Origin of the sequence: Pseudomonas sp. S11P7, from assembly GCF_023195435.1 — a bacterium.
Taxonomy (GTDB): Bacteria; Pseudomonadota; Gammaproteobacteria; order Pseudomonadales; family Pseudomonadaceae; genus Aquipseudomonas; species Aquipseudomonas fluorescens_G.
The window spans coordinates 5,350,207-5,369,536 of sequence record NZ_JALPKS020000002.1 but is presented as its reverse complement, the minus strand read 5'-3'; the positions used below and the strand labels follow the sequence as shown (position 1 = coordinate 5,369,536).

General features: G+C 60.0%; 17 protein-coding genes. 15 read left to right on the top strand and 2 right to left on the bottom strand.

The genetic code is table 11. The features are described from left to right. Positions 1-105: 105 nt before the first annotated feature. The 12 genes from M0746_RS24600 (at position 106) to M0746_RS24545 (ending at position 11,748) form a co-directional block, all read left to right on the top strand. Entirely contained in the window at positions 106-2,466 is a 2,361-nt protein-coding gene (locus tag M0746_RS24600) for a TonB-dependent receptor (RefSeq protein ID WP_258450935.1), read from the top strand. Between the two features lie 196 nt (positions 2,467-2,662). After that, complete coding sequence (locus M0746_RS24595) at positions 2,663-2,989, top strand: hypothetical protein (protein WP_258450934.1); 327 nt, start codon at positions 2,663-2,665, stop codon at positions 2,987-2,989. A 379-nt stretch (positions 2,990-3,368) separates the two neighbouring features. Beyond that, on the top strand, positions 3,369-4,178 hold the full coding sequence (locus M0746_RS24590) for an energy transducer TonB (protein WP_258450933.1): 810 nt from the start codon (positions 3,369-3,371) through the stop codon (positions 4,176-4,178). Between the two features lie 45 nt (positions 4,179-4,223). After that, on the top strand, positions 4,224-4,949 hold the full coding sequence (locus M0746_RS24585; protein WP_258450932.1) for a MotA/TolQ/ExbB proton channel family protein: 726 nt from the start codon (positions 4,224-4,226) through the stop codon (positions 4,947-4,949). A gap of 1 nt (position 4,950) precedes the next feature. After that, positions 4,951-5,352, top strand: a complete 402-nt coding sequence (locus tag M0746_RS24580; RefSeq protein WP_258450931.1) for an ExbD/TolR family protein — start codon at positions 4,951-4,953, stop codon at positions 5,350-5,352. Between the two features lie 354 nt (positions 5,353-5,706). Then, positions 5,707-6,288, top strand: a complete 582-nt coding sequence (locus tag M0746_RS24575) for an alpha/beta hydrolase (protein WP_258450930.1) — start codon at positions 5,707-5,709, stop codon at positions 6,286-6,288. Between the two features lie 52 nt (positions 6,289-6,340). After that, positions 6,341-7,273, top strand: a complete 933-nt coding sequence (locus M0746_RS24570) for a sigma 54-interacting transcriptional regulator (protein ID WP_258450929.1) — start codon at positions 6,341-6,343, stop codon at positions 7,271-7,273. 167 nt (positions 7,274-7,440) lie between these two features. Further along, positions 7,441-8,238, top strand: a complete 798-nt coding sequence (locus M0746_RS24565; protein ID WP_258450928.1) for a MetQ/NlpA family ABC transporter substrate-binding protein — start codon at positions 7,441-7,443, stop codon at positions 8,236-8,238. Positions 8,239-8,794: 556 nt separating this feature from the next. Beyond that, complete coding sequence (locus M0746_RS24560; protein ID WP_258450927.1) at positions 8,795-9,460, top strand: amino acid ABC transporter permease; 666 nt, start codon at positions 8,795-8,797, stop codon at positions 9,458-9,460. Next, positions 9,441-10,100 (top strand): amino acid ABC transporter permease, encoded by a 660-nt coding sequence (locus tag M0746_RS24555; protein ID WP_258450926.1) that lies wholly within the window; start codon positions 9,441-9,443, stop codon positions 10,098-10,100. Before M0746_RS24560 ends, M0746_RS24555 begins: the two co-directional genes overlap by 20 nt. Next, complete coding sequence (locus M0746_RS24550; RefSeq protein ID WP_258450925.1) at positions 10,097-10,879, top strand: amino acid ABC transporter ATP-binding protein; 783 nt, start codon at positions 10,097-10,099, stop codon at positions 10,877-10,879. Before M0746_RS24555 ends, M0746_RS24550 begins: the two co-directional genes overlap by 4 nt. Then, the gene (locus tag M0746_RS24545; protein WP_258450924.1) at positions 10,876-11,748 is read left to right on the top strand and encodes a transporter substrate-binding domain-containing protein; all 873 of its coding nucleotides are present in this window, start codon (positions 10,876-10,878) and stop codon (positions 11,746-11,748) included. Before M0746_RS24550 ends, M0746_RS24545 begins: the two co-directional genes overlap by 4 nt. 191 nt (positions 11,749-11,939) lie before the next feature. Here the strand turns inward: M0746_RS24545 and M0746_RS24540 are convergent, their stop codons facing one another. Then, entirely contained in the window at positions 11,940-13,100 is a 1,161-nt protein-coding gene (locus M0746_RS24540) for an AAA family ATPase (RefSeq protein WP_258450923.1), read from the bottom strand. Positions 13,101-13,246: 146 nt separating this feature from the next. Between M0746_RS24540 and M0746_RS24535 the strand changes: the two genes are divergently transcribed. Genes M0746_RS24535 through M0746_RS24525 form a run of 3 tightly spaced genes read left to right on the top strand, consistent with a single transcriptional unit; the run spans position 13,247 to position 18,461 of the window. Next, complete coding sequence (locus tag M0746_RS24535; RefSeq protein WP_258450922.1) at positions 13,247-14,350, top strand: efflux RND transporter periplasmic adaptor subunit; 1,104 nt, start codon at positions 13,247-13,249, stop codon at positions 14,348-14,350. Continuing rightward, positions 14,347-15,411: an efflux RND transporter periplasmic adaptor subunit gene (locus M0746_RS24530; RefSeq protein ID WP_258450921.1), complete on the top strand. Its 1,065-nt coding sequence runs from the start codon at positions 14,347-14,349 to the stop codon at positions 15,409-15,411. The genes M0746_RS24535 and M0746_RS24530 overlap by 4 nt, the downstream gene beginning before the upstream one ends. Then, positions 15,408-18,461 carry an efflux RND transporter permease subunit gene (locus tag M0746_RS24525; RefSeq protein WP_258450920.1) on the top strand — a complete coding sequence of 1,018 codons (3,054 nt, stop codon included), beginning with the start codon at positions 15,408-15,410 and terminating at the stop codon, positions 18,459-18,461. Before M0746_RS24530 ends, M0746_RS24525 begins: the two co-directional genes overlap by 4 nt. Before the next feature lie 236 nt (positions 18,462-18,697). On the opposite strand, the gene M0746_RS24520 is transcribed toward M0746_RS24525, so the two are convergent. Further along, complete coding sequence (locus M0746_RS24520; RefSeq protein ID WP_258450919.1) at positions 18,698-19,324, bottom strand: class I SAM-dependent methyltransferase; 627 nt, start codon at positions 19,322-19,324, stop codon at positions 18,698-18,700. Between the last annotated feature and the right edge of the window lie 6 nt (positions 19,325-19,330).

Below are 19,330 nucleotides of genomic sequence, written 5' to 3'. Positions count from 1 at the left end.
AGGCAATCTCTTATGCAGTAAATATTTGTAAATCCATAAATAAATAACTTAAAGGAATATACAACGCTGATGAAGCCTGTGTATTTTTTGACCAGGAGCCGCGCCATGAGTCCGTTGAAACACGCGTCAACACAACCACCCCGACGGCTCAAGCGGCTGCCTCTGGCCTTGCTTCTCGCCGGCAGCGCGAGCTGGACTCACGGCTACGCCGCCGAAGCCGAAACCCCGGTGCCGGTCGCCGCAGGCAAAGCGGCGGCGAGCAGTTCGCAGCTGGAAACCGTGACCGTGACTACCCGTCGTCGCGAGGAAAGTTCGCAGGATGTACCGACGCCAATGAGTGTGGTCAGTGGGCAGAATCTGGAGACGCAACGGGTCTATCGGATTCAGGATCTGCAGCAACTGGTGCCCAGCGTCAACGTCGCCTATATGCATGCGCGGCAGTCCAGCGTGTCGATTCGCGGTCTGGGTAACAATCCGGCCAGTGATGGTCTTGAAGGCAGCGTCGGTCTGTACATCGACAACGTTTATCTGGGCCGCCCGGGAATGGCGGTGTTCGACTTGATGGACATCGAACAGCTCGAAGTGTTGCGCGGGCCGCAGGGCACGCTGTTCGGTAAAAACACCACCGCCGGGGTGATCAACATCAGCACCCGTGCGCCGACCTTTACCCCTGAGCGCAGCATTGAAACCTCGGTTGGCGAGGACGGTTATTTCCAGACCAAGGGCACGATTTCCGGGCCGCTGAATGAGCAACTGGCCGGGCGTTTTTCCGCGTATCGCACGCGCAGCGACGGCGACATCAAGAACGAATACGACGGCCATGACCTGAATGGCGGCTCGCGCGAAGGCTTTCGCGCGCAACTGCTGTTCAAGCCCAACGAAAATTTCAACCTGCGCTGGATCGGCGATTACAACGAAGAGGACTCCAGCGCGGGCACCCGCGTGTTGTACAACACCGGGCCTACCATCAACGGCGTCAACCTCTATCAATCGCGCGCCAACGCGGCGGGTGCAACGCTGGTCAACGGTACGCACCGCAAGGTCAATCTGGACAACGATCAGCACGTCACCGTGCATCAGGGCGGCACTTCGGTGGAAGCCAACTGGACGTTGCCAAGCGATTTCACCCTGACCTCGGTCAGCTCTTATCGCTTCTGGAATTTCACCCCGCGCAACGACGACGGCCTCAACGTGCCGGCCAGTTACAACGCCGGGGTGTCGGTGGAAGACAAACAGTATTCACAGGAATTTCGCCTCGCCTCGCCCAAGGGGGAATTCTTCGACTACGTGGTCGGTGCCTACTATTTCGGTTCCGATCTGGACAACAAATCCTTCGCTTATTACGGCCCGCAGGCAGACATCTGGAACGGCACGCCGGCGGGTGCGCTGGCCAATGTCACCAGCGTCGGCAAGGGCCACATCAAGACCGACAGCTTTGCCCTGTTTGCCCAAGGCACCTGGCACCTGACCGAGCGGCTGGATTTCACCGCCGGGGTACGCGGCACCTACGAAGAGAAAAATGCCTGGGTCAACCGCAATGCCCCGGTTGGCGGTGCGGCCGTGGCCGGCGCGGCGGCCAATGCGCGCCGAGGCCGCGCCGGCGCCTACGATTCCGGTGACTTGAATCAGTACAGCTCCAGCCCTTCGGGGCTGCTCAATCTCAGCTATCGCATCACCGATGACGTGCTGGGCTACGCGACGTTGTCCCACGGCGAAAAGTCCGGCGGGGTCAACCTTGCAGTCGGCTCTGCGCCAACCGCGGGTGCCGACTCGCTGCTGATCGGCACCGAACGGGCGAACAACGCCGAGCTCGGTTTCAAAAGCACTTTGTGGGATCACCGTTTGCAGCTCAACGCCAACGTGTTCTGGACCCAGGTCAACGCCTACCAGACCAACGCCTATGACGCCGACAACCGTGTGCAATACCTGACGAATGCCGGTTCCGTGCGCTCGCGCGGCATCGAATTTGAAAGCACCGTGATGCCGCTGCGTGGCCTGACGCTGAACTTCAACGGCTCGTACAACGACGTCAGCTATCTCTCCTACAAAGATGCGCCGTGCCCGCCGGAAGTCAGCCAGGCACCGGGTGCGCCGGCCTCGTGCGACCTCAGCGGCCATCAAGTGGTTGGCGCGTCGAAATGGATCGGCAATGCCAACGGCGAATACAAATGGAATCTGGATAACGGCTTCGAACCTTATGTCACTGGCAGCTATGCGTTCCGCTCCAAAGCCGTGGGCACGGTGGAGGATTCCGATTACGGGCAGATCCCCAGTTATGCCGTGGTCAACTTTTCCACAGGCTTGCGTGGCGACTTCAATCAAGGTCAGTGGGATATTTCGTTGTGGCTGAAAAACGCCTTCGACAAAACCTATTACACGACCCTCTGGACGGGCGGCAATGGCGGTTATGAAGGACTGCTCGGCACGCCGCGTACGCTTGGGGTTACCGGGCGTTATGATTTTTGATCGTAACCAATCGGAATATGCTTACAGTTATTTCGCAATAACTTAGACGTCTCTTGAATAGTGTTTATGCCGATTCAGTTAGTTTCTCCCGTGGACAATCAATCAATGTCGAACCATGATCTGTGTCGCGAGTTTCCAGGAAAGAAACTTGCTCTCATCGGAAGATACCCATTTAAACGATAAAGGAAGTCGCATCATGTCGAGCATCAATGGCAATTATGTAAACGCCAACGCGGGCGCCAAGCTGACAATTACCGATGGCAACGATTCCAACGGCACATTCAGCGGGAAATTCAGCCAGAACGGCGTGAACTACGACATCGCGTATGGCCATTACCATTTCCAGAACAGCACGGGGCAGCCTACGGTAATCACCTTCGCAGCTTTGAACGAGGGCTCGGGTTATCAGGCATGGACATTGTTTTCGCCAGATCACAATTATTCGAAAGTTCGCGCAGTTGGCTCGCGCACGAACTTTGATGGTGATGTGGTAGGTCTGGCGGGAGAATTCATCAAACAATAACAGCTGATCAAACAAAAGGCCGGTGCACGAAAGTGTATCGGCCTTTTTGTTGCTCGGATGGGTGTAATTTTTGAACTAACAATGCTGTTTTGGTCCTGTCCTTTGAAACCAGGTCAGCTGAATCCGATGCGCTGAATGAATACTTTGAATGCCGGCAAGGCATGCAATTTTTACGCCTCGCTGCAGCCCGCGTGGCGCAAGGCTTTGGCGAAAATGATCGTTTTTCATATTCCATACGGACCTATCCATAACATTAAAGATTACTTTCGGAGATAAGCAGCAAGCCCAATGATTCACCCAGCGCTCAACCGTGGGGGTTCAACAAACGGTTGTTCAGCTGATGTGCAAGAACCGTAAAAAGATCGCAGGGAGTCAAACAATGGGCAATGTCCAGAGCGCCGCCAGCGCAGGGGAATGGCTGTGGCGGCAAACGCCGGGTGGCGCACTGATCGACATCGGCCGGCCACATCGTGTGCCGTTGGGGCAGCTGCGTTTGCAGCGTGCGCCCAAGGGCATTCTGAGTCGCCGCGAAACCGTTTTGCTCGCGGTGCTGGCGTTGGTGGTGCATGGCGCGGTGATCTACTGGATCAATCAGCATCCGACCCCCGCGCTGCCCATCGTGCCGCCGGAAATTCCGCCGATGACCATCGAGTTTTCCCGTCCGGCACCGCCCGCGCCGCCGGTTGTGGTACCGCCGCCTCCTGCGCCGGTGGTTGAACCACCGCCACCGGTGGAAGACGAGTTGGCGGTGAAGCCGCCACCGCCCAAACCTGTACCGAAGCCCAAGCCAGTGGTCAAGCAGCCACCCAAACCAGCACCCAAAGCCGTCGAGCAAACGCCAGCGCCGCCCAAACCTGCAGCCCCGGTCGCTGCGCCAGCGCCACCCGCTCCACCGGTGCCGGCGCCGGTCACCCCAGCCTCGGCCAGCGCCGCTTACCTGAAAAACCCGGCACCGGAATATCCGTCGCTGGCTCAGCGTCGCGGTTGGGAAGGCACGGTGTTGCTGCGCGTGCAGGTGTTGGCCAGTGGCAAACCGGGCGAGATTCAGATTCAGAAAAGCAGCGGCCGCCAGCAGCTCGACGATGCGGCACTCAACGCCGTGAAACGCTGGAGTTTCGTCCCGGCCAAGCAGGGCGATGTCGCCCAGGACGGCTGGGTCAGCGTGCCCATCGATTTCAAGATTCATTAAACCGCAATCAAATTCGCGCGAAACGTTTACACGAGGGAATACATCATGACGTTACTGGCATCTCCACTGGAATCCATCGAAAGCGCGGTGATCTGGCTGCTGGTGGTTTTTTCCGTCGCCACCTGGGGGCTGGCATTGCTCAAGGCTTTGCAGTTCGGCCGTTTAAAGGCGCAGGACCGGCGTTTTCATAAACGCTTCTGGGCGGCGTCGAGTCTCGATGGCGCCGCCGAGTTGAGCGAAACCCAGCCCGGCGCTGCGGCGCGTGTCGCGCAGGCCGGTTACGCAGCGATTCAGGTGGGCGAGACGCCACAGGCCAATGACCTGAGCCAGGCGATCAACCATCAGGATCGTCTGGAGCGTGCCTTGCGCCAGCAGATCGTCCGCGAGCGACGTTCGCTGGAAACCGGTCTGGCAGTGGTCGCGAGTATTGGCAGCACCTCGCCGTTCATAGGATTGTTCGGCACGGTGTGGGGAATCATGGAAGCGTTGAAAGGCATCAGCGCGGCCGGGTCGGCGAGCCTGGAAACGGTGGCCGGGCCGATCGGTGCGGCACTGGTGGCAACCGGTGTGGGCATCGCCGTCGCGGTACCGGCGGTACTGGTTTACAACTACTTTTTGCGCCGTCTGAAACTGACCGCGGCGGACCTGGACGACTTCGCCCACGACTTCTACAGCCTGGCGCAGAAGAGTGCGTTCCGGGTGTTGATTCACCCGACCGCACACAAGGTTTCTGCGCCGGGGAATGCGACAAAAGTGAAGGAGGCCTCCTGATATGGCCTTCTCCACGCAAGACACGGATGAAGTGCTCAGCGAGATCAACGTGACGCCGCTGGTGGACGTGATGCTGGTGCTGTTGGTGGTGTTTATTGTCACCGCGCCGCTGCTGACCAACGCGATACCGATCAACCTGCCGAAGACCGAAGCGGTGGCGCCGGTCGAGCAGAAGGACCCGCTGGTGGTGAGCATCGACGGTGCCGGCAAGCTGTTTATCAACAAGGATGAGATTCAGCCGGACTCGCTGGAATTCAACCTCAAGTCGGCCAAGGCCAAGGACCCGGAGGTGCGCGTGCAGTTGCAGGCCGATGACGGGGTGAACTACGGCGAAGTGGCGCGGGCCATGGCTTCGATCGAGCGGGCAGGAATTACCAAATTGTCGGTGATTACTGCGCGGTGACAGATTCAACAGTTTTCCGGGGCCGTTTCCTTGGCAGGGTGCGGCCCTTTTTTTGTTCGAATATGACTAGAAGAGCCCCTCACCCTAACCCTCTCCCAGAGGGAGAGGGGACTGACCGTGGTGGATGGGAGAGTTACGCCGACGTGGAATACCGAGTCGTACGCAACTTCAAAGCCCACGCAAATCGGCTCCCTCTCCCTCCGGGAGAGGGCTGGGGTGAGGGGGAAAAAACAAAAGCCAAGCGAAAATCTGATATTCAATCCAGATCTTAATAAATAGCTTCTTATTCCTTAACGAATATAACTCCCGTCCCTATACTCGACCGAGAACAGACACGACGCAGGAGAGCTTCCCATGCGCAACGAATCAATCCGCTACCTGATTGTGCCGGGCTGGCAAGGATCGCCAGAAGATCATTGGCAGACCCACTGGCAGAACAGCCTGCCGAACAGCGCGCGGGTGGAGCAGGCCGATTGGCTGACGCCGCGCCGTGAGGACTGGGTCGCGGCGCTCGCCGAAGCGATTGCCGCCGACAGCACGCCGGTGATCCTCATCGCCCATAGCCTGGGTTGCATCACCGTCGCGCATTGGGCGGCGACCGCGCCGCTGCAATACCTGCGTCAGGTTCGCGGTGCGTTGCTGGTCGCCCCTGCGGATGTGGAGCGTCCTGCGTGCTCACCGGCACTGCGCAATTTCGCACCGATCCCCACGGATCTGTTGCCGTTTCCGAGCCAGGTCGTCGGCTCCGACAACGACGCTGCCGTCAGTGCGCCGCGCGCCTTGGAGTTGGCGCGCAACTGGGGCGCGGAAGCGGGGATTCTCGCCGGTGCCGGGCATATCAATGTCAAATCCGGGCACCAGCGCTGGGAGCAGGGTTTTGCCTATCTTTATCGACTGCAAAATCGCCTGGAACATCACGCCCGCCGTCGCGCCTGACTTTTACATTTAACGCCCCCGTCTGCCAGGCGGTTCAGGGCGGGAGCCTGCCATGAGTGTCGAAACTTTCGGTCAGCCGTTGCTGACCTTTCCCGATGCGGAAAAAAGCCCGCTGAGCATTCGCGCCAAAGCACTGGTGTTCGTCGATCCACGCTCGCGCCAACTGCGCGAAGAACTGGAGCAACTGGCGCCACGCGCGATCTCGGTATTGATCCGCGGTGAGACTGGCACCGGTAAAGAACTGCTCGCCCGGCATATCCATCGCGCCAGTGATCGCAGCGGGCTATTCGTGTCGGTGAACTGCGGAGCGATCAGCCCGACGTACGCCGACGCCGAACTGTTCGGCTACGCGGCCGGCAGCTACAGCGGTGCGGCCAGCAGTCGCGCCGGCTGGTTTGGTTCGGCCAATGGCGGCACGTTGTACCTCGACGAAATCGGCGACTTGCCGCTGCCGATCCAGGTCAAATTGCTCGCCGCGCTGGAGAATCACGAAGTCACTCGCGTCGGCGCACATCAACCCAGCCCGGTCGACGTGCGTCTGGTGGCGGCGACCAGCATCGATCTGGCGCAAGCTGTCGATGCGGGGAAATTCCACGAGCGGCTCTATCACTATCTCAGCGAGGGCCAACTCGAACTGCCGGCACTGCGCGCGCGAACCGGCGATATCCTGTCCCTGGCCGAGTATTTCCTCGGCATCTACAGCCAGCGTCTCGACCTGCCCGTGCCCTTGATCAGCGAAGCCGCGCAGCATGCGCTCGAACAGCACAGCTGGCCGGGCAATACGCGGGAGCTGGAAAATGTCATTCACTTTGCTCTGCTGGTCAGCACTGGTGAAGAGATTCTGCCGCAGCACCTGAACTTGCCCGAGGTGTCTGGACCGCAGCTGCAGATCGAACGGCTGGTTGCGCAAGTCAACATCGGCGGCAGCACTGCAGAACGTAAAGCCTTGAAAGATTTGCTGATTCGCCTGAGCGACGGGTTATAGCCACTTTCGTCAACATGAACAAAATGGAATATGAAGCTGAATAAACGTTATTGTCCGGGAATAAAAAATCCGGGTATTGTCCGCCTCACGCCAGCGATATCACTTCACTGGCACACGTATTAGATGCCGTCGTCGATGACGACCGTGATTTTCGATAAGGACACTGCATGAAAAAGGTTCTGTTGTTTACCGCATTGGCGGCTGCTTTGACTGCTTCTTTCGCACACGCCGGTGAAAAACTGGTGGTCGCTGCGACCCCGGTTCCGCACGCTGAAATTCTTGAGCTGATCAAACCGACCCTGGCCAAAGAAGGCGTGGATCTGGAGATCAAGGTTTTCACCGACTACGTACAACCCAACGTGCAGGTCGGCGAGAAGCGTCTCGATGCCAACTACTTCCAGACCCTGCCGTACCTGAACAGCTTCAACCAGGGCAAATACAAGGACGACAAGTCCAAGTACCCGGTAACCGTGCAAGGCGTACACGTTGAACCGTTCGGTGGCTACTCGAGCAAGTACAAAACTCTGGCTGAATTGCCGGACGGCGCCACCATCGCCATCCCGAACGAAGGCAGCAACAGCGGCCGTGCGCTGATCCTGCTGCAGAAAGCTGGCCTGATCGAACTGAAAGATCCGAAAAACGCGCTGGCAACACCAAAAGACATCGCCAAAAACCCGCACAACTTCAAGTTCAAGGAACTGGAATCGGCCCTGCTGCCACGCGTTCTGAAAGAAGTTGATCTGGACATGATCAACACCAACTACGCGCTGGAAGCCGAGTTGAACCCGCAGAAGGATGCGCTGGTGATCGAAGGTGCTGACTCGCCTTACGTGAACTTCCTGGTTGCCCGTGAGGACAACAAGAACAGCGACGCGATCCAGAAACTGGCCAAGGCGCTGACCAGCCCGGAAGTCAAAGCGTTCATCGAGAAGAAGTACAGCGGCGCGGTATTGCCGGCGTTCTGATCCGAGCGTTGATTTGATGTGAAAACGCCGAGGGCAAGTGATGGTCCTCGGCGTTTTTGTGTGTGCAGCTGATTTTAGGGCTCGCGCTGATCGTTCCCACGCTCTGCGTGGGAATGCAGCCCGGGACGCTCCGCGTCCCATCAAGAGCCGAACGCGGAGCGTAGGAACGAGCGGCGCAAGGGATCAGGCCACCCGCGCCTTCAACGCCCGGCGCAACGCCACCAGCAATTTCAAAATATCCTGCGGGTCCAGTCGCTGCGGTGCTTTTACGTCCATGTCATCTTCCTTGTTGTGGTTTGGCCGAGGGAGTCTGGCCAAAAGCTGCCCGTCCTTGGAGGCCTTTCGTTAAAAAAAGATCCTTCCTACAGCGCAAAGGAAAATAGCCTTCTTACTCCTTCCCGGCAAACCGACAAGATAGTTTTTTGCGTGATATCAATATGCGTTAACGGTATTTAAATTCTGGTTTTTATACCTATAAAGTCAGTGCCTGCCGGACAGCCAACCGCTGTCCATGGATTGCTTCACCGTCGTTTACCAAGCGACGTCAGGACACGGCATGACTTTCGACTACGCATTTATCCTCAGCACCCTGCCGGCGTTTCTCAAAGCCGTCGGCGTGACGCTGCAGGTCGGTTTGATCGCCATTGGCACCTCGTTGCTGGTGGCGCTGCTCAACGCGACGATCCTGGTGTTTCGCACGCCGTACCTGCGCAAACTGGTCGGCCTGTACGTGGAGCTGGCGCGCAATACGCCTTTGCTGATTCAGCTGTTCTTCGTCTACTTCGCCTTGCCCGCATTGGGGATCAAAGTCTCCGGGTTCACCGCGGCGATCATCACCATGACCTTTCTCGGCGGCGCCTACCTTACCGAAGTGTTGCGTGCCGGCATCGATGCGGTGCCGCAGGCGCAGCTCGAATCGGGGCGTTCGATCGGCCTGTCCCACGGCCAGTTGCTGCGCTACGTGATCCTGCCGCAGGCGGGCATTCTCAGCCTGCCGTCGCTGTTCGCCAATTTCATTTTTCTGCTCAAGGAAACCACGGTGGTCTCGGCGGTGGCGGTGCCGGAAATCCTCTACACCACCAAGAGCTACATCGCGCTCTACTACAAGACCTACGAAATGCTCGCCGTGCTGACGCTGATCTGCGTGCTGCTGTTTTTGCCGCTGTCGCTGTTGCTCAGCCGTCTGGAAAGGAGGCTCCAGCATGGCCAGTTCGGGTCTTGAGTTGCTGTGGGTGTCGTTGCCGCAACTGGCCAAGGGCGCCGGGCAAACGCTGTCGATCTCGTTTCTGAGTATCGCCATCAGCACGGTCGGCGGCGTGTTCTACGGCGTGTTGCGCACGCTCAACGTCGGCTGGCTCAACGCAATTTTGCGCCTGTACCTGGAGTTGTTTCGGGCGATTCCGGTGCTGGTCTGGCTGTACCTGCTGTTCTTCGGCCTGCCGATATTCTTCGGCTTAAGCCTGCCGAGCTTCTGGTGTGCGGTGCTGGTGCTGTCGCTATGGGGCGCCAGTGAAGTTGGCGAAGTGGCGCGCGGCGCGTTGCATTCATTGCCACGTGGCCAGCGTGAGGCAGGGTTGTCGATCGGTCTGAGCGCTGCGCAACTGTACGGCTACGTACTGCTGCCGCAGGCGCTGAAACGCATGACGCCACCGACCATCAACGTGTACACGCGGATCATCAAGACCAGTTCGCTGGCGGTGCTGATCGGCGTCGTCGATGTGATCAAGGTCGGCCAGCAGATTATCGAGCGCACCTACGAATCGGTGCTGATTTACGGCGCACTGTTCCTGTTTTTCTTCTTTATCTGCTACCCGCTGTCGGCCGCCTCGCGCGTGCTGGAGCGGCGCTGGACGCAAGCATGAGCGCACTGATCGAGTTTCATGGCTTCAATAAATTCTATGGCGAGCAGCAGGTGCTCGATGGCATCGATCTGCGCGTGCAGAGTGGCGAAGTCATCGTCATTCTTGGCCCCAGCGGCTGTGGCAAAAGCACCTTGCTGCGCTGCCTCAACGGTCTGGAACAAGCCCACAGCGGCAGCCTGAAATTTGTCGGGCGCGAGCTGCTCGACAAGGCCACCGACTGGCGCGACATTCGCCAGCAGATCGGCATGGTGTTTCAGAGTTATCACCTGTTCCCGCACATGAGCGTGCTCGACAACCTGCTGCTCGGCCCGCTCAAAGTGCAGAAGCGCCAACGCCGCGAAGCGCAGCAACAGGCCGAAGCCTTGCTCGCGCGCGTAGGCCTGGCGGACAAGCGCGACGCCTTCCCGCGTCAGCTCTCCGGTGGTCAGCAGCAACGCATCGCCATCGTCCGTTCACTGTGCATGAACCCACGGGTAATGCTCTTCGACGAAGTCACCGCGGCCCTTGATCCGGAAATGGTCAAGGAAGTGCTGCAGGTGATTCAGGGCCTGGCCCGCGAAGGCATGACCTTGATGATTGTCACTCATGAAATGGCCTTCGCTCGCGCGGTGGCCGACCGCATCGTGTTCATGGATGCCGGGCGCATCCTCGAACAGACCCCGCCCGAGATTTTCTTTACGAACCCGCAAACCGCACGCGCGCAGCAGTTTCTGGAGAAGTTCTCCTTCGTGGCAACCCTGCCAAAAACGAATCCGACCAAGGAACTGGAACTGCTATGAAAACTGCCGCTTTGTTACTGCCCCTGTTGAGCCTGGCCTTGCTGGCCGGTTGCAGCAAAACCGAAGAACCGGCCAAACCGAAAGTCGCCAGCGAGAGTGCGGCGCCGGCCGGTTATCTGGAAAAGATCAAGGCCCGCGACAAGCTGATTGTTGGTGTGTTCACCGATAAACCGCCGTTCGGTTTTGTCGATGAGAGCGGCCGTTACGTCGGTTTCGATACCGATATCGGCCGCCGATTCGCCAAGGATCTGCTCGGCGATGAAAACAAGGTCGAATTCGTCGCGGTGGAGCCGGCCAGTCGTATTCCGTTTCTGCAAAGCGACAAGGTCGACCTGATCCTCGCCAACATGACCGTGACCCCGGAGCGCAAGCAAGCGGTGGAATTCACCAATCCCAATCTCAAGGTTGCGGTGCAGGCTCTGGTACCCCAAGGCAGTTCAGTGAAGAAGCTCGATGATCTGGCGACTCGTACCACCATCGTCACCACCGGTACGACCGCCGATATCTGGCTGACCAAGACTCATCCGGACTGGAAGCTGCTCAAGTTCGAAAAGAATTCCGAGTCGCTGCAAGCCCTGGCCAACGGTCGCGGCGATGCCTATGCGCAGGACAATCTGGTGCTGTTCAGCTGGGCGAAGCAGAATCCGGGCTATCGCGTGCTTGAGGAAAAACTCGGAGCTGAAGCGCCTATTGCCCCGGCGGTGAAGAAGGGCAATCTCGAATTGCGCGATTGGATCAACAGCGAGCTGGCGAAACTGGGCGAGGAGAAATACTTGCTCAAGCTGTATGACCAGTATGTGCGCAAGGAGCTGAGCGATGACACCCGGCCTGAGAGTGTGATTGTCGACGGGGGCAAGTGGCAGGGGTGATTGCCTGTGGGATCGGCGGTGGGGCTTGCCCTCACCCCAGCCCTCTCCCCAGGGAGAGGGAGCCGATTTTGTGCTTTTCAAACCTGAGTTCGACCCGAGATTTTCAGGTCGACGTAGTTCTCATAAACAACTCGGTCAGTCCCCTCTCCCTCCGGGAGAGGGCTAGGTGAGGGGGCTTTTGGCTGTAGCGCTTAGTCAGGCCAGTTCCACGCCGGCTCGTCCAGCACCCGCTGGCCAACCATCCCGGTCTGCCCCAGCGTTTTCTCCAGCACGATGCAGTTGCACTCCGGATCTTCCTGCAACGCTGAAATCAGCCGCCGTGCATGGGATACCACCCACACCTGACACTGCTCCGAGGCGCGAATGATCAGCCGTGCCAGCGCCGGCAACAGGTCCGGGTGCAGACTGGTTTCCGGCTCGTTCAGCACCATCAATGACGGCGGTCGCGGCGTCAGCAGCGCCGCGACCAGCAGCAGATAACGCAAAGTCCCGTCCGATAGCTCCGCCGCCGACAACGGCCGCAGCAAGCCTTCCTGAAAAAACTCGATGGCGAAGCGTCCACCGGCCAGCGGTGCGATGTTCAGCCGCGCACCGGGAAAGGCATCGCTGATCGCTGCGCGCAAGGCTTCGGGGTCGCCGATTTCGATGATGGTCTGCAAGGCTGCCGCCAGGTCGCGCCCGTCGTGGTGCAGCACCGGCGTGCGCGTGCCCAGTTGCGGCTGGCGCACCGGCGCCTCGGCATCGCTGCGAAAGTGGTCGTAAAAGCGCCAGCGGCGGATGAATTCGCGCATCTGGAAAACCTCTGGCGAACCGCGCAGGCTGCCGATCTGATCGAACAGGCTGTCGAAATTCGGCGTGTGCTGCGCCAGAACATCCCAGCCACGACCTTCGCGCGCACGAATCATCGGGCCGTTGCGATCCACCAGCAGGCTCGCCGGGCGATACAGCGGGCCGGCCCAGATGCATTCGCGTTTGATTTCCGGGTCGAGGGCGAAATACGAGCGGCTCGGTTCGGGCAAACCGAGGGCGATCGAATAACTGAAGTCCTCCCCGGCAAAGCCCAGGCGCAATCGCCTCACGCCCTGACGCACCGTCGGTTCGATCGCCACCTCACCGTTGCGCATGCGCCGGCTGATGGTTTCCGGCCCGGCCCAGAAGGTCGAGTCCAGCCCGCCCTCGCGTGCCAGCGCGTTGACCACGCCGCCCTGCGCGGTTTCCGCCAGCAGGCGCAACGCGCGGTAGAGGTTGGATTTGCCACTACCGTTGGGCCCGGTGATCAGGTTCAGGCGCCCGAGCGGAATCACCAGTTTGTTGATCGAGCGGTAGTTCGCCACCGCCAGGGTGTTGAGCATGAAATCCTTCTCCAGGTGACTGCAAAACGTTTGCAGCATACCCGCAATGAGATAAATCTGTGCTGGGCGCCCGCAACCGCGGAACCCTGTTCTAAGCTCTGAAGTCGTATCGTCTCGACAGCAGCATTAAAGGCCAAGGAGTGTGCATGGCGGGTCCCGGATTGAAAGTGCTGATGGCGTTGAGCGCCATGGTCTTGCTCACCGCTTGCGGCGACAAGAAACCCGCTCAGGAATACTTGCCACGGGTCTTTGTGCAAGAGGTCCAACCCCAGAACTACGCGGCAGCGGTAACCCTCACTGGCGACGTGCAGGCACGCGTGCAGACGCAATTGTCATTTCGCGTGGGCGGCAAGATCATTCAGCGCATGGTCGACGTCGGTGACCGCGTCACTGCCAAGCAGGTGCTGGCCAAGCTTGATCCCAAGGATCTGCAGACCAATGTCGATTCGGCCCAGGCTCAGGTCCTCGCCGAACAGGCTCGCGTGAAACAGGCCGCTGCAGCTTTCGTCCGTCAGCAAAAACTGCTGCCCAAAGGCTACACCAGCCAGAGCGAATACGATTCCGCTCAGGCGGCGTTGCGCAGCAGCCAGAGCGCCCTGAGCGCCGCGCAGGCACAACTGGCCAACGCCAAGGATCAACTCAGCTATACCGCACTGATTGCCGATGCGCCCGGAGTGATCACCGAGCGTCAGGCTGAAGTCGGGCAAGTGGTGCAGGCCACCGCACCGATTTTCAGTCTGGCCCGTGACGGCGACCGTGATGCGGTGTTCAACGTGTATGAATCGCTGCTGGCCGAGCGCCCGGCGGACAATTCGATCGTGGTCAGCCTGCTCGATAACCCCGAGATCAAAACCACCGGCACCGTGCGTGAAATTACCCCGGCGGTGTCGGCGCAATCTGGCACTGTTCAGGTCAAGGTCAGTCTCGACAAGCTGCCGCCGGGCATGCAACTCGGCTCGGTGGTCAGCGCCACGGCGAAAGGTTCGGGCAAGTCGGTGGTAGAGCTGCCATGGTCGGCGTTGACGAAAAACATCAGCGAACCGGCGGTATGGATGGTTGACGACAAGGGCGAGGCGCAGTTGCACACGGTCACGGTCGGGCGCTATCTGACCGGTAAGGTAATCATCAGCGAGGGCTTGAAGGGCGGCGAGAAAGTCATCGTCGCCGGCGGGCAACTGTTGCACCCCGGGATGAAAGTCGAGATCGCCGAAAACACCTACAAAGACCTGCAACCGGGAGCGCAGCCATGAAGCGTCTCGGACTGTTATCCCTTGCGCTGCTGCTGGGCGCCTGCTCGGAAAAGGAAACGCCGCCGGAACCGGTGCGCCCGGTGTTGTCGGTCAAGGTCGAAGCGTTGAGTGAAGAAAACCTCGGGCGTTTCGCCGGCAGCATTCAGGCGCGTTACGAGAGCAACACCGGCTTCCGCGTTGGCGGGCGCATTGCCAGTCGTAATGTCGATGTCGGCGCCGAAGTGCAGAAGGGCACGCTGCTCGCCACCCTCGACCCGTCCGACCAACAAAACCAGCTGCGCTCGGCCGAAGGTGATCTGGCCAGGGTCCAGGCGCAATTGATCAATGCGCAGGCCAACGCGCGCCGACAGCAGGCGCTGTTCGATCGCGGCGTCGGTGCGCAGGCGCAACTGGACGTTGCCACAACTGATCTGAAAACCACCCAGGCCTCGCTGGACCAGGCGCGCGCGGCGGTCAACCAGAGCCGGGATCAACTCGGCTACACCGAACTGCGCGCCGATCACAAAGCGGTGGTCACCGCGTGGAACGCCGAAGCCGGGCAGGTGGTGACTGCCGGCCAGCAAGTTGTGACATTGGCCCAACCGGACATCAAGGAAGCGGTGATCGATCTGCCCGATACGCTGGTCGATCAGATTCCGCAGGACGTAGTGTTTTCGGTGGCCGCGCAACTCGACCCGAGCATCAACACCACGGCGATCATCCGCGAAATCGAACCGCAGGCGCAAAGCGCCACACGCACCCGCCGGGCGCGTTTGACCCTGACCGACACCCCGGAGGGTTTTCGCCTCGGCACGGCGATCAGCGTGACCCTCAGTTCGGCGATCAAACCGCGCATCGAATTGCCCGCCACCGCGTTGCAGGAGGTCGAAGGCAAACCGCGGATCTGGGTGATCGACACGCAAAGCAAAACCGTCAGCCCCCGCGACGTCACGGTGATCAGCCGCACCGACAGCAGCGTGGTGCTGGCCGGCGGCGTGAAGAACGGCGAGCGCGTGGTCAGCGCCGGCGTCAACAGCCTCAAACCCGGACAATCGGTAAAACTTGACGAGGACAGTCAATGAAAGGCTCTTTCAACCTCTCCGAATGGGCCCTCAAGCATCAGTCATTCGTCTGGTATCTGATGTTCGTCGGATTGCTCATGGGGGTGTTCTCCTATTTCAATCTGGGCCGCGAAGAAGACCCGTCGTTCACCATCAAGACCATGGTCATCCAGACCAAATGGCCCGGCGCGACCCAGGAGGAAACCCTCAAGCAGGTCACCGACCGCATCGAGAAAAAACTCGAAGAACTCGACTCGCTCGATTACGTGAAAAGCTACACGCGTCCCGGCGAATCGACGGTGTACGTGTATCTGCGCGACACCACCAGCGCCGAAGACATTCCGCAAATCTGGTACCAGGTGCGCAAGAAGATCGATGACATTCGCGGACAGTTTCCCCAAGGGATCCAAGGGCCCGGTTTCAACGACGAGTTCGGCGATGTGTTCGGCTCGGTCTATGCGTTTACTGCCGATGGCCTGACCATGCGCCAGTTGCGCGACTATGTGGAGCAGGCCCGCGCCGAGATTCGCAGCGTGCCGGGGCTGGGCAAGGTCGAAATGGTCGGCCAGCAGGACGAAACGATTTACCTGAACTTCTCCACGCGCAAACTCGCCGCGCTGGGCATCGATCAGCGTCAGGTGGTGCAAAGCCTGCAGTCGCAGAACGCGGTAACGCCGGCCGGGGTGATCGAGGCCGGGCCCGAGCGGATTTCCGTGCGCACGTCGGGGCAGTTCGCTTCGGAGAAGGATCTGGCGGAGGTCAATCTCAAGCTCAACGATCGCTTCTATCGTCTGGCGGATATCGCCGACATCCGTCGCGGCTACGTCGACCCGGCCACGCCTGAATTTCGCTTCGACGGCAAACCGGCCATCGGTCTGGCGATTGCGATGCAGAAGGGCGGCAACGTTCAGGAGTTCGGTAAAGCGCTGCACGAGCGCATCGACCAGCTCACCGCAGATTTGCCGGTGGGCGTCGGCGTGCACACGGTGTCCGATCAGGCCGTGGTGGTGGAAGAAGCCGTCGGCGGCTTCACCAGCGCCTTGTTCGAGGCGGTGATCATCGTGCTGGTGGTGAGCTTCATCAGCCTCGGCGTGCGCGCCGGTCTCGTGGTGGCGTGCTCGATTCCGCTGGTGCTGGCGATGGTGTTCGTGTTCATGGAATACAGCGGCATCACCATGCAGCGGATTTCCCTTGGCGCGCTGATCATCGCCCTCGGCCTGCTGGTGGACGATGCGATGATCACCGTGGAAATGATGGTCACGCGTCTGGAAATGGGCGAGAGCAAGGAGCAGGCGGCGACGTTCGCCTACACCTCGACGGCATTCCCGATGCTCACCGGTACGCTGGTGACGGTCGCCGGGTTCGTGCCGATCGGCCTCAACGCCAGCTCCGCCGGTGAATATACGTTCACGCTGTTTGCGGTGATTGCCGTGGCGATGATCGTCTCGTGGGTGGTGGCGGTGTTCTTCGCCCCGGTCATCGGTGTGCATATTCTCAGCGACAAGGTGAAGGCGCATGACGCCGAACCGGGTCGCATTGGTCGCGCCTTCAACGGCGGCCTGTTATGGGCCATGCGCAACCGCTGGTGGGCGATCGGCGTCACCGTACTGCTGTTCGTGCTGGCGGTGTTCTGCATGCGCTTCGTGCAGAACCAGTTTTTCCCCGCGTCGGACCGACCGGAAATCCTCGTCGACCTGAACCTGCCGCAAAACGCCTCGATCGATGAAACCCGCAAAGCGGTGGACAAGCTCGAAGCCACGCTCAAGGGCGATCCTGACATCGTGCGCTGGAGCACTTATATCGGTCAGGGCGCGATCCGTTTCTACCTGCCCCTCGATCAGCAATTGCAAAACCCGTACTACGCGCAACTGGTCATCGTCAGCAAGGATTTCGAGGCCCGTGAAGCGCTGAGCCAGCGCCTGCGCGAGCGCTTGCACAAGGACTTCGTCGGCATCGGCAGCTACGTTCAGGCCCTGGAAATGGGCCCGCCAGTCGGGCGTCCGATCCAGTACCGGGTCAGCGGCAAGGACGTCGATCAGGTGCGTAAACACGCGATCGATCTGGCCACCGAGCTGGACAAGAACCCGCACATCGGCGAGATCATCTACGACTGGAACGAGCCGGGCAAAGTCCTGCGCATCGACATCGCTCAGGACAAGGCACGCCAGCTCGGGTTGTCGTCGGAAGACGTGGCGAACCTGATGAACAGCATCGTCAGCGGCTCGCCGTTGACCCAAGTCGATGATGATATCTACCTGATCAACGTGGTCGGTCGCGCGGTGGATTCCGAGCGCGGCACGCCGGAAACCCTGCAGAACCTGCAGATCGTCACGCCGAGCGGCACCTCGATTCCGCTACTGGCGTTCGCCACCGTGCGCTATGAACTGGAGCAGCCGCTGGTGTGGCGTCGCGACCGTTTGCCGACGATCACCATCAAGGCCTCGGTGCGCGATGAGATCCAGCCAACCGATCTGGTGAAATTGCTCAAGCCATCGATTGATGCGTTCGCGTCGAAACTGCCGGTCGGCTACAAGGTCGCCACCGGCGGTACCGTCGAGGAAAGCGGCAAGGCCCAGGGACCGATCGCCAAAGTCTTGCCATTGATGCTGTTTCTCATGGCAACGTTCCTGATGATTCAGTTGCACAGCGTGCAGAAGATGTTCCTGGTGGCCAGCGTCGCGCCGCTCGGGCTGATCGGCGTGGTGCTGGCGCTGGTGCCGACCGGTACGCCGATGGGCTTTGTGGCAATTCTGGGGATTCTCGCGTTGATCGGCATCATCATCCGCAACTCGGTGATTCTGGTGACGCAGATCGATGAGTTCGAGCAGAAGGGCTACGCGCCATGGGATGCAGTGGTGGAAGCGACCGAACACCGGCGTCGGCCGATTCTGCTGACCGCCGCCGCGGCGAGCATGGGCATGATCCCGATCGCTCGTGAAGTGTTCTGGGGGCCGATGGCCTACGCGATGATCGGCGGGATCGTGGTGGCGACGTTGCTGACTTTGCTGTTTCTGCCGGCGCTGTATGTGGCCTGGTACAAGATTCGCGAGCCGCAAAAAGAAACAGAGTGAAAGCGGCCCCTTCGCTCATCGCCATCAGGCTGACGGTGGCGTCTTGATCGTTCCCACGCTCTGCGTGGGAATGAATCTCGGGACGCTCCGCGTCCCTGTGGCGCAGAGCGCCATTGGCTGCATTCCCACGCGGAGCGTGGGAACGATCAAAGTGTCCACCATGTCTCCGAACACCTGTCTACCATGTGTCCGGTACATACAATGGGAGAGGGCTGGGGTGAGGGGTTCTTCCTGGCTCAACACTTGCGCCAGACACTCGCCAACCAAGGCTGCTGCTCGCGCGGCAGCCCCGCTGGCCGGTAGTAATGCTCCAGTTCGACAAACCCCGCCGCCGTCAGCAAACCTTGCCAGGCCTCAAGATCGTGATACGAGCCATAGCGCGGCCCGTTCCAGCCCTCCCGGTTATCCCCACGCGGATTGGAGCTGAACAACACCCCACCCGGCTTCAACGCTCCGTGCAATTGCTTGAGCACCCGCGGTAATTCCTGCAACGGCACATGAAACAACACCGCGTTGGCGAAGATCCCGTCGAAGCGCTCCGCCGGCAGATCCAGCTTGAGGAAATCCTGCTGCAACACTTCGCAGCCGCTGTCCTCGCGGGCCATTCGCGCGAATTCTTCGGAACCGTCCAGCCCGACAGCGACGTGACCCATGCGCGTAAACGTCTGCAAATCCCGCCCGGGCCCGCAGCCGAAATCCAGAAGGGTAAACGGCGCCTGGCCTTGAATATGCCGCAGCAACGCATCGATGTTCTGACTGACATCGTGATCGCGGGTGCCTTCGCGGAAGTCCTCGGCCACCGAGTTGTAATGGCCTAGCGTGGTTGCAGTGATTTGTTCGAGGTCGCTGGGCGTCTGCTTCATCATCGG